The organism is Glaciecola sp. SC05, assembly GCF_041380235.1.
Taxonomy (GTDB): Bacteria; Pseudomonadota; Gammaproteobacteria; order Enterobacterales; family Alteromonadaceae; genus Glaciecola.
The window spans coordinates 61971-77250 of sequence record NZ_JBGIYY010000009.1; the positions used below are offsets into that span (position 1 = coordinate 61971).

The following is a 15280-nucleotide window of genomic DNA, read 5'->3' on the forward strand; positions in this document are numbered from 1 at the left end:
TTTGCATGGCTTTTCACATCATGTTGCAATGCGCCTTACGAAACTAAACAATCAATAAATCGAGCCATACATGTTATTTGACCCCATTACCTTGCCATGCGGACAAGTTTTAAAAAACAGAGCCGCCAAAGCCGCCATGGAAGAGAATATGGCGGACGCCAATCATTATCCTTCTATCGAATTAAAAAACCTGTATGCGGCTTGGGCCAAAGGTGGGGTGGGCTTGATCATTTCGGGCAATGTGATGATAGATAAAATGGCCATGACCGGTCCCGGCGGTGTGGTTTTAGAAAAACATACGCCACTAGAGGCTTTTAAAGATTGGGCGCAACACGCAAAACAAGATGGCTGTGCCGCTGTTTTACAAATCAATCACCCCGGTAGACAGGTAATGAAAGCGATGGGAGGTAAAAATGTATCGCCTTCTGATGTCGCAGTAGATATAGGAAAACACTCAAACCTTCTTGCGCAGCCAAGCCCTCTAACAGCAGACGAAATTGAAGAGGTCATACAACGCTTTGTAGATACAGCAAAAAATGCGTTACAAGCGGGCTTTGATGGCGTACAAATTCATGCTGCTCATGGATATTTACTGTCTCAATTCTTGTCTCCATTGACGAACAAACGCCAAGACGATTGGGGAGGTGACTTACATAGCCGTGCTAAAATTTTGTATGTCATCGTTGAAAGAGTGCGGGCAGCCTTGGGAGCAAAAAGTATCGTCGCAATCAAAATGAATTCGGCGGACTTTCAACGCGGTGGGTTTGATGTTGCTGATGCCATTGAGGTTGTAAAGCATTTAAACTCTTTACAAGTCGATTTCATTGAGCTTTCCGGCGGCTCTTATGAAGCGCCAGCTATGCAGGGTAAGTCTGGAGACGAGCGAAGCTTGGCCAGAGAAGCCTACTTTTTAGAGTTTGCGCAGCAAATTGCCGAGCATGCTGATATGCCCATCATGACTACTGGCGGTATAAAACGTCTTGAAACAGCAGAAAAAGTGCTCGCCAGTGGCGTCGATTTAGTAGGTATGGCTAGTGCCTTAGCTTATGAGCCGGCATTGGTAAATATTTGGAAAAAACAACCAGAATTAGTTGGCTTCGTCCCCCGTGTAAATTGGAAAGATAAAGCTTTGTCGGCACTTGCAACTATGGCATTGGTTAAACGCCAGTTGCGTAAAATGGGGGCGAATAAACCCACAGACTCAAGTTCTAGCCCTTTGTTGTCTTTAATTATGGACAGAGTTCGTTTAAATAAATTGACTAAAAAATACCGTAAATGGATTGGTGTTGCTTGAACGAAAGGATAGCTTAGTAGTATAACTAGTCCAAAGCCATATAGCTTTATGGCAAGCGTGCTCAAAATAGTCAGACCCTGACGCAAGAAAAATTAAACCTTATACAATGATTACGCTACTCGGTGAAGTCGCTGCTCCTGTCTTAGGGCAAGTGGGCAATCAGCGATACATCTATCCTTCATTACGCGCAAAACGCTATCACGTGTGGCACTTGTCAAATAACGGCGAATCCAATTTAATTCGTATTCCGCCATGGAACACAGATAGGATCTGCTGCCGAGGCCCGTAGGCCTTAAGAAGAGTGTTTCATCATTCGCTCTTTTTGACGCGCCCAATCTCTGTCTTTTACGGTGTCACGCTTATCGTGTTCTTGCTTGCCTTTCGCCAGCCACATTTCTAGTTTTACCCAGTTAACTTTCCAAAACATTGCTGTTGCCACAATAGTTAAGCCTTGGCGATCCAATCCACCCATTAAGTGATCAATCTCTCGTTGATGTAATAATAATTTACGGGTGCGGGTTGGGTCACAAACAACGTGACTAGACGCCTGGTTGAGCGGCGTAATGCCAATATTGGTCACGTACGCTTCGCCCTCCTTAATGAAAACATAGGCATCGGTTAGATTGACTTTGCCTGCGCGAATCGATTTGACCTCCCAGCCTTGCAGCTGCATACCGGCTTCAAATTTATCTAACAGGTTATACTCATGTCGTGCCTTTTTATTTAAGGCAATAGTGTTATTATTAGGTTTATTCTTTTTCATGCCGCGTATTATACCTATGTTAAAAGAATTGTCTTTATTAGCTTGAATTTGAGTAAAATCAAGTCAGTTTATTATCAATATTGCATAGTAGTTAATGGATTCAATGCCAAAAATCAATAAAAATGCATTAGTCGCATACAGTGCCCAGCAAATGTACGATCTAGTCAACGATGTAAATTCGTACGACACCTTCTTACCTGGCTGTCGCCGCAGTGAAATTCTCGAGCAAAGTGATAGCCACATGCGCGCGAAGATGCTGCTCAATAAAGCTGGCGTTGACCAAGAATTAGTCACCCTTAATACGCTAACTCCCGGCAGACGAATAGATATGCAATTAGCCGAAGGTTCATTCAAATCCTTGGAAGGAGGATGGCGATTTACCCCATTATCAGATGAAGCCTGCAGAATAGAGCTAGAGCTCGATTTTACGTTTTCAAGCGGCCTTGTTGAATTTGCCTTTGGGAAGGTATTCAAATCGCTCGCGAATAATATGGTAAAAGCGTTTTCAGAGCGAGCAAAGCGAGTATACGGTTAATGCCTGAACAACTATCAATTGAAATTACATACGGTTTACCGCACAAACAATCGTTAATTAGCCTTTCAATAAAACCTGACACTACCGTTGAGCAGGCAATAGAGCAGTCAGGTATCTTGCAAATTTATCAAGACATCGACCTAACGCAAAATAAAGTGGGCATTTGGAATCGAACCTGCAAATTGCAAGATATCGTGAAAGATGGCGACAGAATTGAAATTTACCGTCCTTTGATTGCTGACCCCAGAGAGATCCGCAAGCTTCGAGCACAAAAAGCGGTGGATGAAGGACGAGCCAATAAGGTCACCGGCGGCAGGGCCACACAGGCTGATAGCAAATCAAAAAATCCATAGATATCACGCTTACTTTAAAACGCTAGTTAATGCAGCGCATTAACTAGGGTATTGCTGCTCAAGCATTTCGTATAGTTTGTCTGCGTAGTTATCGAGGTTGCTGTCAAGTGCCTGCATGATGTCGACTAAGTGCTCATTATCCTCACGCCCATCCCAAATCTTTTTGTAAGTGCCGGTTTTATAGCCGTGATCTTGACGAAAAAAATTCAACACATTTTTACCCACGTATTGTTCAAACAATATTTGAGACGTCATTTCGGCTTGTTCAACAATGCGGGTGAACAATTTGATATCAAAGCGCTTGGCCACGCACAAGCCTGCCATGAGTTCTAAATTTTCGACTAGACTTTGTTGGTATAAATCAAAGCTATTGCCGTCAAAAGCGACGGTAGTGTGAGCTGATGTTAAGGCCTGCTCAATTTGCGCAGAGGCATCCTTGATACTGCCTTTATGCTCAATTAATATATGCGACAGTGCAAAGTGCCAGATGTCGACTAGTTCCATCTGTACTTGAGGTAGATCAAGCTTTTGTGCCTTCCACCATTTCCATCCGTGGTGTTCAATTGCTTCAACCGACTCAATCATGGCCGCTCTTAAGTAGCTATAGCCTGCATTTAACCAATCTGGATTGACCTTTACATTCATTTTGTCTTGAAGATTTAGCATAATGGCGAGTTGAGATTGATTAAGCATGTTGTATCCTTAGTTGGTTTTGAGTCTTTTTTACAAACTACTGTGTATTAACTTTGCTATCGCTAAATATTGTTAATTTAAACAGACGCCGAATTACACCAGAGTTGATGCTACTTGAGAAGCATTAAGTCAGTGTTTAGCATTTAAATAATTAAGGGTTCATATGTCAGTCTCTTGTGATCAACCGGGTCTTATCCCTGTAGAAGTGGCCAAAAAACAAATTTCAGACCTAGTGAGTAGTGTTGTCCAAACTGAAAAGCTTCAAATTATTCAAAGCTTGGGCAGAGTGTTGGCGCAAGACGTCTATTCCAAAATTAACGTTCCTGGATTTGATAATTCAGCCATGGATGGTTATGCCTTCAAATGGCAGGATCTCAAAGACTTAAAAACCCTAAGCCTCGTCGGTAAAAGCTTTGCTGGGAATTCTTATCTAAAGCCACTACAACCAGGTGAATGCGTTCGTATTATGACCGGCGCAGCGATGCCCGAAGGCGCAGATACGGTAATGATGCAAGAAAATGCCTTGGTTGACGGTGAAAGAATTTCGTTTAGTAAAATACCCGAAAAAGGCAATGACGTTAGATTAGCCGGCGAGAGTATTAAGCAAAACAGTTTGGTATTGAGTAAAGGGAAGCGAATTAGCGCATCAGATGTGGGTTTGTTGTCTTCCTTAGGTTTTGATGAAGTGAGCATATACAGAGCGTTAAAAGTCGCAGTGTTTTCAACCGGTGATGAATTATTGCGCACAGGAGATGAGTATCAAAGCCACAAAATATACGATGGAAATCGCCCTGCAATAATAGCCTTACTAACTAAACTGCAGTGCGAAGTCATCGATTTTGGAATTGTTCCGGACGATAAAGAAAGCTTAAGAAGTATTTTTAAGCAAGCAGATGAACAAGCCGACTGCGTTATTACGTCGGGCGGTGTATCGGTAGGGGAAGCTGATTTTGTAAAACAAATTTTAGCGGAATTAGGGCAAATAGATTTTTGGAAAATCGCAATAAAACCAGGTAAACCACTGGCATTTGGGCGTTTGCCAAATAGTATCTTCTTTGGTTTGCCGGGTAATCCTGTATCTGCATTTGTGACATTTAATCAAATCGCGGCAGATGCCATAAAGCAGATGGCGGGTGAGCAAGTTACGGCTCCTTATACGTTGCAGGCGATTTGTGACGAAGGACTCAAAAAACAGCCGGGTAGAGCAGATTATCAACGAGGCTATTGCTTTGTTAATGAAGCCGGACAATTGCATGTGAGGTCAACTGGTGCGCAAGGGTCGGGGATCTTTTCAAGTTTTAGTAACAGCAATTGTTATATCGTATTAGAAAGGGAGAGAGGGCGGGTCGCCGAGGGTGAAACCGTGTCGGTTCAACTTTTTGATCACACCCTTACCTAAAATCAATAGTAGCCTGCACTCATCCGCCTGTAACAGGGGGAAAAAACGCAACTTCATCGCCGTCGTTGACAACAGTGTCGTCGTTCGAGATGGTGTGGTTAACCGCGTTTAAAATATCATTTTCGACTAAAATCTGCCAAGGTGCAGCCTTTTTTGCTAACGTCGATTTGATAGCAGCCACAGACTGACCCGCTGCGCCTTCTAGTTCGATCGTGCTTACGCCTAAGGTTTCTCTCAGCTGAGCGAAAAATTTAATTTTTACCATGTAGCTTTTACCCTTTTAAAGCTGTGCACAACCCTTTATGCCACTTTGTTAGTATTGTAATAATCAGGGTTTTGTTACGATGAGCCATTTTTTGCTTTTCGATAGATAAACCCTGATATCTCTTCTACTGATTGTCTAAACGTATGTGAGGTGCAAAGTTACAAGGTCTATGTGTAGAGTCTAGTTGATCTTTCAATATTCCCTGCCATGCGGTTTTACAAGCACCCGTTGAGCCCGGCATGCAAAAGATAACCTTTTTGTTCGCCATGCCAGCAATGGCTCTAGACTGAACCGTTGAGGTACCAATTTCTTGATACGAAATATGTCTGAACAGTTCTCCAAATCCTTCAATTTGCTTATCAAACAGTGGTGTCACTGCTTCAGGGGTTGAGTCTCTGTGAGTAAAGCCCGTGCCGCCGGTTATCAATATTGCCTGCACCTTTGGATCTGCAATTTGCGCCGACACAACCGCTCTTATGAGGTATACATCGTCAATAACGATGCTTCTAAACACTACATTGTGGCCGGCTTGCTTAGCTTGTGAAGTCAAGTAATCTCCCGAAGTGTCATTCTCTGGGGTACGCGTATCTGAGATAGTTAACACCGCGATATTAAGGGCTTCAAAAGGGGTTTCAGTTTTGCTCATGCATGTTTCCTTTGGCGCTCATTGAGCGTACATTTTTATCTGTTTGCTTGGCAGTGTGCGCTATCCGCCAAGCATTGCTAATTGTTTGGTTGCGCCGGTAAAGCCTCTTTGTAATTCATGACTGGCTGTTTTTAGGCTCAAATGCGCTCTTAATGCCTCGCAAGTAGCGTCTACGTCACCTGCGCTGAGGGTATCTCGAATGCTTAAGCCCACTTCAGAAAACAAACACAAGTGCAGCTTGCCGGAGCTCGATACGCGCAAACGATTGCAGGTGCTGCAAAAATCTTTGCTGTAAGGCATGATTAAACCCAAGTTGCCCAAATAGTCGGGGTGACTAAACTCTTGCGCTGGTCCAGCGTGTTTTTCGCTCACCATGCGCTGCCAGCCTTTGGCAAGCAAGTCTTGTTTGATTGCTTCGCCCTGAATATGATTGGCAGCAAAAAATGAGGCGTTGTCGCCGGTCTGCATTAGCTCTATAAACCGCCAAGTAACCGCGTGAGTTTTTAAATAATCTAAAAACTGCTGCATGCCTCCAAAATTGAACTGTTTGAGAATAACTGAATTAAATTTAATGTGCTTTATTCCTGCCGCAATAGCGTCGTCGACGCCGGCAAGGATATCGACTAACTTGTCTTTGCCCGTGATAGCAGCAAACATTCTTGGGTCGAGGCTATCAGCACTCACATTTAGCGCATCTAAACCTGCGTCTGCATATCGTTTGACGTCTTTTTTAAGTCGGAAAGCATTAGTGGTCATGGCGACTTTATCAATACCTGGGGTGTTCTTGCATATCGCTATAATGTCTATCAGGTCTTTTCGTAAACTGGGCTCACCACCCGTGATGCGAATTTTGCTGGTGCCTAAACGAGCAAACGATTGCACCAGCGTCTCAATTTCTTTAAGCGTCATATTGTCTTTAGATGTATCACATTCGTTGCCATTGGGGAGGCAGTAATTGCATCTGAAGTTACACATTTCTGTGATGGACAGCCTTAGGTAATGAAACTGCCGGCCAAAGCTATCTTGAAGCATGAAATTGTTTAATCCTCTCGAAATATTACTTTTCTCAATAACACTTTATCATGTCTTGGTTAAAAGATAAGCTCATAGCATGTCGTCTTATTATATTTTAAGCATTAGTCAGCAATAATTTTATTTGCTCATTTTTATCTTCACAGAATAAACAAACAAATGGTGTCGCATTTAACAATGATAGTAATACAACACGAAGATTTTTTACATGCACAGGAATATGAGTACTTACGGTCTTTAGCGACAAGTGACGGGGCAATAGTTACTTTCACTGGAATTGTTCGAGACTTCTCTGATAAATCAGATGTTTTAGCAATAGAATTGGAGCATTACCCAGAAATGACGCAAAAGTCTTTAGAGGGAATTTGCCAAACAGCAAGGTTAAGATGGCCATTAGGTCAGATAAAAGTCATCCATAGGGTCGGAAAAATCCTCGCGATGGAACAAATTGTCTTCGTAGGAGTTACTTCTAAACATCGTGAAGCTGCATTTGCAGCTTGTCAGTTTATTATGGATCATTTGAAAACTAGCGTTCCTATTTGGAAGAAAGAAATAGGCCTAGAAAACGAACATTGGGTTGAGGCAAATGCTTCAGACAATGCAGCAAAAGAAAAGTGGTAACAATTTATTGTTAAAACTTTGAGTCTTTTTTGTAAAATCTTCTGTACTTATTTGTTACCTTTATACTTTACTCAGCAGTAGTGGATTGAATCGGTAAACCGGCAATCGCGTCGGTATCGATTTAATGCGCATCATAATAAGAGAAGATAACATGCTAAAAAACCGTATTGATGGAGAAGTACAGCCAGGATTTAAATGGGGCCCGTTTACTATGCGTATCCCATTTGTGCATTTACGTTTTTCGTTGCCCGATATGTTACAAGGGTTTGCGGTTGCAGGAGCCACTGGCTTGGCCCTTGTTCCCTATTTTATGGCGCTACTAGGGCTCAGCTTCGAAGAAGCCGTAGTCATGGCGATGTTCCATACCCTATTAATTTCTTTCTCATGGATGCTATTTGGTGACCCGTATGCGCCCGGTTGGTTAACCCCGGCAATACCATTTGTGGTAGCATTTATTACTGCACCCGCTTATTTAGGTGATCATGCCTCGCAGTTTCAAGCGATGACCGCACTTTCCCTCAATTTTTCTGCAATATTAATATTTCTTGGCATCACTGGTTTGGGGGCAAAATTAATTCAAATTGTACCCAATGTGCTTAAGGGCGGCATTATCCTTGGCGCCGCCATCGCTGCATTTATGCGTGTTACGAAAGATGGTGACGCAGCGAACGTATTTCAGTCTGCACCTATCGCCGGGACCCTAGGGGTAGTGGTGTGCTTGTTGTTTGCGTTTTCAAAACCCTTACAATTGGTGGCGATGCGCAATCAAGTGTTGGCCAAAATACTGGGATTTGGTTTATTACCAGGCTTTGTGATTGCAGGTACGGTGGGTTACTTTACCGGAGAATTCGACTATAACATTCGCTGGGAACTTTTGGACGTGGCTAACGCAAGTGCGTCTTTGTGGGCAAAAGCGAGTCCGTTTATGATCGGTTGGCCGCCAATTGAAACCTTTATTGCATCGTTCCCTTTAGCGCTAATCACCTATATTTTGTTCTTTGGCGATGTTGTCACAGGCAATGAAATGATAGAGCAAGCGCAAAAAGAGCGTACAGATGAAAAGCTTGAAATCAATAGTAGCCGTGCGCACATGGCTACGGGTATTCGCAACGCACTTATGGGCATTATTGCGCCATTTTTTAGTACTCAAGGCGTGTTATGGACTGGCATTCAGGTGATCCTACTAAAACGATGGACACAGGGGCGAGATAAACTGGATTCTATTTTTGACAGTATCGGTAGTTTCTATCTGTTTGGTTTACCGTTTTTATTCATTTTACTGCCTCTGGTTACCTTACTAGAGCCCTTATTACCGGTTGCGCTAGCAGTTACCTTAATATTAACCGCCTTTGCGTGTGCGACCCTTGCATTGTCTTTGGTGCAAGATGCAACGGAGCGCGGTGCGATGGTAATAACCGCCATGGCATTTAGCTTGTTTGAACCATGGTTAGGTTTGGCGGTAGGTATCATTACCATTGCGGGTTTGTGTGGATTTAAAGTGTTTATGCCAAACAAGAAAGACGACTGATTTATGCAGCTTTAATTAAGTATAAAAATAAGCACACAAATCGCGATTAAAGAGCATTTTTACTTACTTACTCTCTTTTTACAAAGAGTCGCGAGCTCAAAAGCCAGCTAATGTTAGCTGGCTTTTTTATTGCTAATAAAGCAGTTAACGCCCTGCGCTCTATTCATCACAATCTAAACTCGTCCCATGCAGTCTTTTTAACAGTAAACGGCTTTAGTTAAATCAAGCTCACGTGCGGCCTCTGACAGCCGATATCAAAGATACGATGGCATCAGCAATAACGGTAATATGAATAAATTATTTTGGGTGATTACGGGAGTGTTGCTTTGCAGCAAGCTAATGGCGTCTGAACTAAGTGTTCAGGTATTGGACAATAAGCATCAGCCATTATCGAATATTGTTGTAGAGTTGGTCCCCTCTGAAAAGAGTGACTCTGACTTAAGTTTACCTGTATCTGCAAACATGAAGCAGTTAGACCAAAAGTTTGTTCCTCATATTTTAGCGATCAGTAAAGGAACACAAGTGCACTTTCCGGATTCTGACTCCGTACGTCATCACGTGTATTCGTTTTCAGAGGCGAAAACCTTCGAGATAGCAATTTATAAGGAAGAAGTAAAGCGGCGCATCGAATTTGAGCAAGCAGGAGTAGTAGAGCTTGGCTGTAATATTCATGACTGGATGCTTGGTTATATCTATGTTGCAGAATCGCCACTTTTTCAACAAACAGCACCTGGTGGTTTATCGCGTTTCTCTGAATTACCAAACGGCAGATACACCATAAAAGTCTGGCATCCAAGAATCGCATTGGGTGATATTCAGACACTACATGAGATTGACATTGAATCTCACACACAGAATGTTGTGATTAGGCTCAAAGAAGATCTCCGCCCAAGTCTCGACGACTTCGATAGCGTGCATGCTTTTAGCGAGTATGATTGATTTTTATGCGTGCAATGTTATTTTGCTTCTGCTGTTTAAGCATGTTCAATGCGCAAGGACAAAACATAACTGGCCGTTTTGAAGCCGCCTTAGTGCTTGCTGATTCTATTGAGTCATGGCAAAGCAAAGGCAGCGGCCTTATCCGCGGTGAAGAAAATGCACTTGAATGGCAACAGGGCTTTATCGCTGGCCGTTTTGATCTCAATCGAAACTGGCAGGCAAAAGCGGTTATAAATGCATATGCTGATGGTGAAAAACACCTAGGTTTTACGCAGGCGTATTTACAGTATAAACCCTTGAGCCCGAAGCAAATAAAATTCAAGTCGAAAATAGGCATGTTTTATCCGGCGATGTCGATTGAAAACACCAGTGAAGGCTGGCTGTCTCCTTATACCTATACGCAGTCGGCCATCAACAGTTGGATTGGCGAGGAATTACGGACCATTGGCGGGGAAGCAGCGTGGTCGTCAAATGGCAGAAGACAAGGCAGCCCTTGGTCTTGGGAATTGAATCTTGGCATATTCAAAGGCAATGATCCTCTTGGAACCCTAATCGCTTGGCGAGGCTTTGCAATGCATGACCGCCAATCGCTTCATCATGATAAGGTGCAGTTTGCGCCTGTTGATTCAATTATCAACATCAACGATATTGGCAGCCCAACCTGGTTAAAGCCCTTTGTTGAAATAGATGGCGATTGGGGAGCTTATATTGGCTTTCATTTGAGTTACTTGCGTGAAACAAATATGCGTTATTACTACTATGATAATCGAGCCGATCCAAATGCAATAAATGCAGAGCGACTGTATGGCTGGCACACTAAGTTTCATAGTTTTGCCTTGCAGCATCAATTGGATGCAAACTGGCGTTTCATGGCACAGTTTCTAAGCGGCAGTACCTTGATGGGTAATCGAAGCGTGTTTACTGATTTTGTATCAGCTTATTTAGCCGCTAGCTATGCTACAGGAAAACATAGAGCCACAGTGCGCATTGATTATCATGCTGTTAATGAAGAAGATACTAAACCCGAAGACCAAAACGACAGCAGCGGAAAGGGCATGACTGTGGCATGGCGATATCAGTACACTGCAGTCGTTGAGCTTGGAGCGGAGGTGCATCAACATAGAAATGACGTGGCAAACAGAGCGCAACTAGGCCTTAACCAACGCCAGATTCAGTCTCAATTGCGCTTGGTATTAGCTTATACCTTTTAAAGATCAACAGACCCCAATGTTAACTAAAGAAGTCACCTTATCTTCAAAATACTCAATATTTACGACGCTTAAGTCCAGTTTGGGCTAATATTTTCGCAGAGATTTCTTCAACAGAAAACTTTGTGCTGTTTAAAAATGGAATTTTTTCTTTGCGATACAGGTTTTCAACTTCCCTTAGTTCCATTCTGCACTGTTGCATTGAGGCGTAGCGGCTGTTTGCGCGACGCTCTGAACGAATAGCATGCAGTCTGTCGGCGCTGATAGTTAGCCCAAACAGCTTTTGTTTAAATCTTCTTAGAATAGGCGGCAGTTTTAAAATATCCCCCATGTCTTCTTCCGTGAAGGGATAGTTAGCCGCTTTGATGCCGTATTGCAGCGCAAGATACAAGCTTGTGGGAGTTTTTCCTGAGCGAGATACACCCACCAAAATAATGTCCGCCTCTTCGTAATCCTTTAGATTAGAGCCGTCATCGTTTGCCAATGCGTAGTTAACCGCTTCGATGCGAATGTCGTAGGTTTTTTCATGCATGCTGTGGGTGCGATGTTTGACGGGTTTTGAAGGGACCCCGATCACTTTTTCAAGCGGTGCCACAAACTGGTCCAAGAAATTATAATTGATGCCGACTGACTCTCCCATAATCTTGCCAACTTCGACATTTACCATCGTATAAAATACTAAAGGACGTTCGCCAGTCATTTTAAATGAGAGTGCAATTTGATCGAGGACATCTTTTGCATGTTGTTCGGTTTCAACAAAAGGTACTGTGATGTGATCAAACTCTATGGGGAACAAAGATAGTAGAGCATGTCCAAAAACCTCTGCTGTTATTGCTGTACCGTCAGATACGTAGAATGCTGCGCGCACAACATCTCCTTAACATTGTTGTAATTTTATTACGAAAAAAATTAAATTTTACTTTGCTATAAAACCCAATTTAAAATCAACGGGTGTTTAAAGCTAGCACGTTTCATTCGTTTGTAATAGAAGATGAAACTATTCAATTTTCTATTGGTAATTTTTAAGTCGTTGGAGGCCACTATAGTGCAGGAATACGTTCTTTGGTATCAAGAGTTGGGTATGGATGATGTGAGTCGCGTTGGCGGTAAAAACGCATCCTTAGGTGAAATGATATCAAACTTATCAAATGCAGGGGTGCAGGTCCCTGGTGGATTCGCAACGACAGCATATGCTTTCAATGAATTTTTAGTGCAAAGCGGTGTAGAAGCAAAAATACATGAAATACTCGATGCACTTGACGTCGAAGATGTAAATGCCTTAGCTAAAGCCGGCGAACAAATTCGTCAATGGATTTTAGATACGCCATTTCAATCCGAATTAGAAGACGAAATAAAAACTGCTTTTGAAAAGCTTTGCGTCGACGCAGGTGACGAAGCTTCTTTTGCCGTGCGCTCGTCTGCTACCGCTGAAGATATGCCAGACGCTTCTTTTGCCGGTCAGCAAGAGACGTTCCTAAATGTAAAGGGCTATGAGTCGGTATTGGTCGCAATTAAGCATGTTTTTGCGTCTTTATTCAACGACCGTGCTATTTCTTATCGCGTACACCAAGGTTATGACCATAAAGGCGTTGCACTGTCAGCAGGTATTCAGCGTATGGTCCGAAGCGATATGTCTTCATCGGGCGTTATGTTTACAATTGATACTGAGTCAGGCTTTGAAGATGTAGTATTTATTACCAGCTCATACGGACTTGGTGAGATGGTAGTGCAGGGCGCTGTTAACCCTGATGAATTTTATGTTCATAAACCGACGCTAGCAGCCAATCTACCCGCGGTATTGCGTCGCAACATTGGTAGTAAGATGACCAAGATGATTTATTCATCTGATTTAGAGCACGGTAAGCAAGTTGAAATTGTCGACATAGACCCGAAAGATTCTAAGCGCTTCTCGTTAAACGATGATGAAGTTATGGAATTGGCTAAGCAAGCCATGATTATTGAAAAACACTATGCACGCGCCATGGATATTGAATGGGCGAAAGATGGCCTAGACGGCAAACTGTATATTGTGCAAGCCCGTCCTGAAACCGTGCGTAGCCGCGAAGACATGCAGGTCATTGAGCGCTTCCAGTTAAAAGACAGTGCTCAGTTAATTTGTGAAGGGCGTGCAATTGGACACAAAATCGGCGCGGGTAAAGCCAAGGTGCTCGGCTCTATTGCAGAAATGGACCGCATTGAGCAAGGCGATGTGTTAGTTACCGACATGACCGACCCAGACTGGGAGCCGATCATGAAAAAAGCGTCTGCGATTGTGACCAATCGTGGCGGCAGAACGTGTCACGCAGCCATCATTGCGCGTGAAATGGGCATACCCGCAGTGGTTGGCTGTGGAAACGCGACTGATTCTATTGCCACTGGCGACGAGGTTACCGTTTCGTGTGCTGAAGGTGATACCGGTTATATTTACAACAAGGTACTTGATTTTGACGTAACGACCTCACGCATTGATTCAATGCCTGATCTTCCCTTAAAAATAATGATGAATGTGGGAAATCCAGATCGCGCGTTTGATTTTGCGCGTTTGCCTCACGAAGGCGTAGGTTTAGCCCGTTTAGAATTTATCATCAATCGAATGATAGGCGTTCATCCTAAAGCACTGTTGAATTTTGATGAGCAACCAGATGAATTGAAAGATGAGATCACCGATATGATTTCAGGCTATGCATCGCCGGTTGAGTTTTACATCGAGAAGTTGGTAGAGGGAATCGCGAGCATTGGCGCTGCGTTTTCACCGAAAAAAGTTATTGTGCGCATGTCAGACTTTAAGTCCAACGAATACTACAATCTGGTTGGCGGTTATCAATATGAGCCTCACGAAGAAAACCCTATGTTAGGTTTTCGAGGTGCCAGTCGTTACATTTCTGAAGACTTCAGAGCATGTTTTGCGCTGGAATGTGAGGCAATAAAACGCGTTCGTAATAAAATGGGCTTAACTAATGTTGAGATTATGATCCCCTTTATTCGTACTGTAGAAGAAGGTCAGCAAGTTATTGAGTTGCTTCGTGAAGAAGGCTTAGTGCAGGGCGAAAATGGCTTACGCGTTATTATGATGTGTGAGCTTCCGTCGAATGCCTTGTTGGCTGATCAGTTTTTAGACATTTTTGACGGATTCTCAATCGGTTCGAACGATTTAACTCAGTTAACCTTGGGCCTCGATAGAGATTCTGGACTGATCGCTCATTTGTTTGACGAGCGCAATGAAGCGGTGAAAGCATTATTGTCTATGGCGATAAAAGCAGCTAAAGCTAGAGGTAAGTACGTTGGTATTTGTGGTCAAGGCCCATCAGATCATGAAGATTTTGCGGCGTGGTTAGTGGATCAGGGTATCGACAGCGTATCACTTAATCCAGATACGGTAGTGGAAACTTGGTTGTACTTAGCAAAACAGCATAAAGCCTGATTGTGTATGGCCTGTATAGGTGATATTGTAAGTCAAAGCTAACAAAAAAGGCGTCTATTTAGACGCCTTTCTTATGCTTTCAAGATGCTTAAATTTATACTAATTACGCGTCGCGCATTTCCTTTTCAAGCGTTTTCCGTTTTTTCACTTTGCAGTCTAAAGAACGTTCAACCGTCTTGCGGCCTAGGTATGCAGCCGGAGCATAAGGATGTTTAGGTTTAAATATTTTCTTTAAAAAATTACTCATTGGTCCTCCTAATTGGCTGAGAGTATAGCAAATGCATAGGTAAATGTAAAAACACTCACTATTCGCATCGGCTGCATATGTAAAAACATTAATTTATAAATCAACGTTTTAACTAAAAATTTGAGAGTAACGGCACTAAAAAGAGGCGCTTTTGACTGCGACTATGACTACCTTTTGCTAAATGTTTAAAACATAAGCATATGCTTATCAAAGTAAACCAAAAGCTTAGCCTATTCAATATTGCTTGATTTACGCCTCTATGATTAACCGTGCGCGGTGAGTGGCAGGTTTTGTGTGCGAAAAAATTCATAAAAAGCCTTCAATCACCTGAATATG

17 protein-coding genes are annotated in these 15280 nt (G+C 42.8%); 10 read left to right on the top strand and 7 right to left on the bottom strand.

Annotation, left to right across the window (positions count from 1 at the left end):
* The first annotated feature begins 70 nt into the window (after positions 1-70).
* The gene (locus tag AB9H30_RS09880) at positions 71-1294 is read left to right on the top strand and encodes an NADH:flavin oxidoreductase/NADH oxidase family protein (protein WP_371194505.1); all 1224 of its coding nucleotides are present in this window, start codon (positions 71-73) and stop codon (positions 1292-1294) included.
* A gap of 91 nt (positions 1295-1385) precedes the next feature.
* On the top strand, positions 1386-1583 hold the full coding sequence (locus AB9H30_RS09885; RefSeq protein ID WP_371194620.1) for a Slp family lipoprotein: 198 nt from the start codon (positions 1386-1388) through the stop codon (positions 1581-1583).
* Positions 1584-1586: 3 nt separating this feature from the next.
* On the opposite strand, the gene smpB is transcribed toward AB9H30_RS09885, so the two are convergent.
* Positions 1587-2057, bottom strand: coding sequence for an SsrA-binding protein SmpB (gene smpB, locus AB9H30_RS09890; RefSeq protein WP_371194506.1), 471 nt, complete (start codon positions 2055-2057; stop codon positions 1587-1589).
* 103 nt (positions 2058-2160) lie between these two features.
* On the opposite strand from smpB, the gene AB9H30_RS09895 reads away from it, so the two are divergent.
* Together AB9H30_RS09895 and AB9H30_RS09900 are read left to right on the top strand one after the other, a co-directional pair.
* A complete protein-coding gene (locus tag AB9H30_RS09895) occupies positions 2161-2592 on the top strand; it encodes a type II toxin-antitoxin system RatA family toxin (protein ID WP_371194507.1) in 432 nt (143 codons plus the stop codon).
* Complete coding sequence (locus AB9H30_RS09900) at positions 2592-2945, top strand: RnfH family protein (protein ID WP_371194508.1); 354 nt, start codon at positions 2592-2594, stop codon at positions 2943-2945. Before AB9H30_RS09895 ends, AB9H30_RS09900 begins: the two co-directional genes overlap by 1 nt.
* Before the next feature lie 39 nt (positions 2946-2984).
* Here AB9H30_RS09900 and AB9H30_RS09905 read toward each other — a convergent pair whose 3' ends face one another.
* On the bottom strand, positions 2985-3638 hold the full coding sequence (locus AB9H30_RS09905) for a dUTP diphosphatase (protein WP_371194509.1): 654 nt from the start codon (positions 3636-3638) through the stop codon (positions 2985-2987).
* Positions 3639-3801: 163 nt separating this feature from the next.
* On the opposite strand from AB9H30_RS09905, the gene glp reads away from it, so the two are divergent.
* Positions 3802-5037 carry a gephyrin-like molybdotransferase Glp gene (gene glp / locus AB9H30_RS09910; protein WP_371194510.1) on the top strand — a complete coding sequence of 412 codons (1236 nt, stop codon included), beginning with the start codon at positions 3802-3804 and terminating at the stop codon, positions 5035-5037.
* Between the two features lie 19 nt (positions 5038-5056).
* Here glp and moaD read toward each other — a convergent pair whose 3' ends face one another.
* From moaD to moaA, 3 genes are all read right to left on the bottom strand, one after another.
* Positions 5057-5302, bottom strand: coding sequence for a molybdopterin converting factor subunit 1 (gene moaD / locus AB9H30_RS09915; protein ID WP_371194511.1), 246 nt, complete (start codon positions 5300-5302; stop codon positions 5057-5059).
* Positions 5303-5426: 124 nt separating this feature from the next.
* Positions 5427-5948, bottom strand: a complete 522-nt coding sequence (gene moaB, locus AB9H30_RS09920) for a molybdenum cofactor biosynthesis protein B (protein ID WP_371194512.1) — start codon at positions 5946-5948, stop codon at positions 5427-5429.
* A gap of 60 nt (positions 5949-6008) precedes the next feature.
* Positions 6009-6980 (bottom strand): GTP 3',8-cyclase MoaA, encoded by a 972-nt coding sequence (gene moaA, locus AB9H30_RS09925; RefSeq protein WP_371194513.1) that lies wholly within the window; start codon positions 6978-6980, stop codon positions 6009-6011.
* Between the two features lie 177 nt (positions 6981-7157).
* Between moaA and moaE the strand changes: the two genes are divergently transcribed.
* The 4 genes from moaE to AB9H30_RS09945 all read left to right on the top strand — a co-directional run bounded on the left by moaE (position 7158) and on the right by AB9H30_RS09945 (position 11279).
* On the top strand, positions 7158-7601 hold the full coding sequence (gene moaE, locus AB9H30_RS09930) for a molybdopterin synthase catalytic subunit MoaE (protein ID WP_371194514.1): 444 nt from the start codon (positions 7158-7160) through the stop codon (positions 7599-7601).
* 151 nt (positions 7602-7752) lie between these two features.
* Complete coding sequence (locus tag AB9H30_RS09935; protein WP_371194515.1) at positions 7753-9129, top strand: xanthine permease; 1377 nt, start codon at positions 7753-7755, stop codon at positions 9127-9129.
* Between the two features lie 288 nt (positions 9130-9417).
* The gene (locus tag AB9H30_RS09940; protein ID WP_371194516.1) at positions 9418-10068 is read left to right on the top strand and encodes a methylamine utilization protein; all 651 of its coding nucleotides are present in this window, start codon (positions 9418-9420) and stop codon (positions 10066-10068) included.
* A gap of 41 nt (positions 10069-10109) precedes the next feature.
* Entirely contained in the window at positions 10110-11279 is a 1170-nt protein-coding gene (locus AB9H30_RS09945) for a hypothetical protein (RefSeq protein ID WP_371194517.1), read from the top strand.
* Between the two features lie 52 nt (positions 11280-11331).
* Here AB9H30_RS09945 and AB9H30_RS09950 read toward each other — a convergent pair whose 3' ends face one another.
* Complete coding sequence (locus AB9H30_RS09950) at positions 11332-12144, bottom strand: pyruvate, water dikinase regulatory protein (protein WP_371194518.1); 813 nt, start codon at positions 12142-12144, stop codon at positions 11332-11334.
* 177 nt (positions 12145-12321) lie between these two features.
* Between AB9H30_RS09950 and ppsA the strand changes: the two genes are divergently transcribed.
* On the top strand, positions 12322-14697 hold the full coding sequence (gene ppsA / locus AB9H30_RS09955; RefSeq protein ID WP_371194519.1) for a phosphoenolpyruvate synthase: 2376 nt from the start codon (positions 12322-12324) through the stop codon (positions 14695-14697).
* Between the two features lie 103 nt (positions 14698-14800).
* Here ppsA and AB9H30_RS09960 read toward each other — a convergent pair whose 3' ends face one another.
* Positions 14801-14944 carry a hypothetical protein gene (locus AB9H30_RS09960; protein ID WP_371194520.1) on the bottom strand — a complete coding sequence of 48 codons (144 nt, stop codon included), beginning with the start codon at positions 14942-14944 and terminating at the stop codon, positions 14801-14803.
* Positions 14945-15280: the final 336 nt, after the last annotated feature.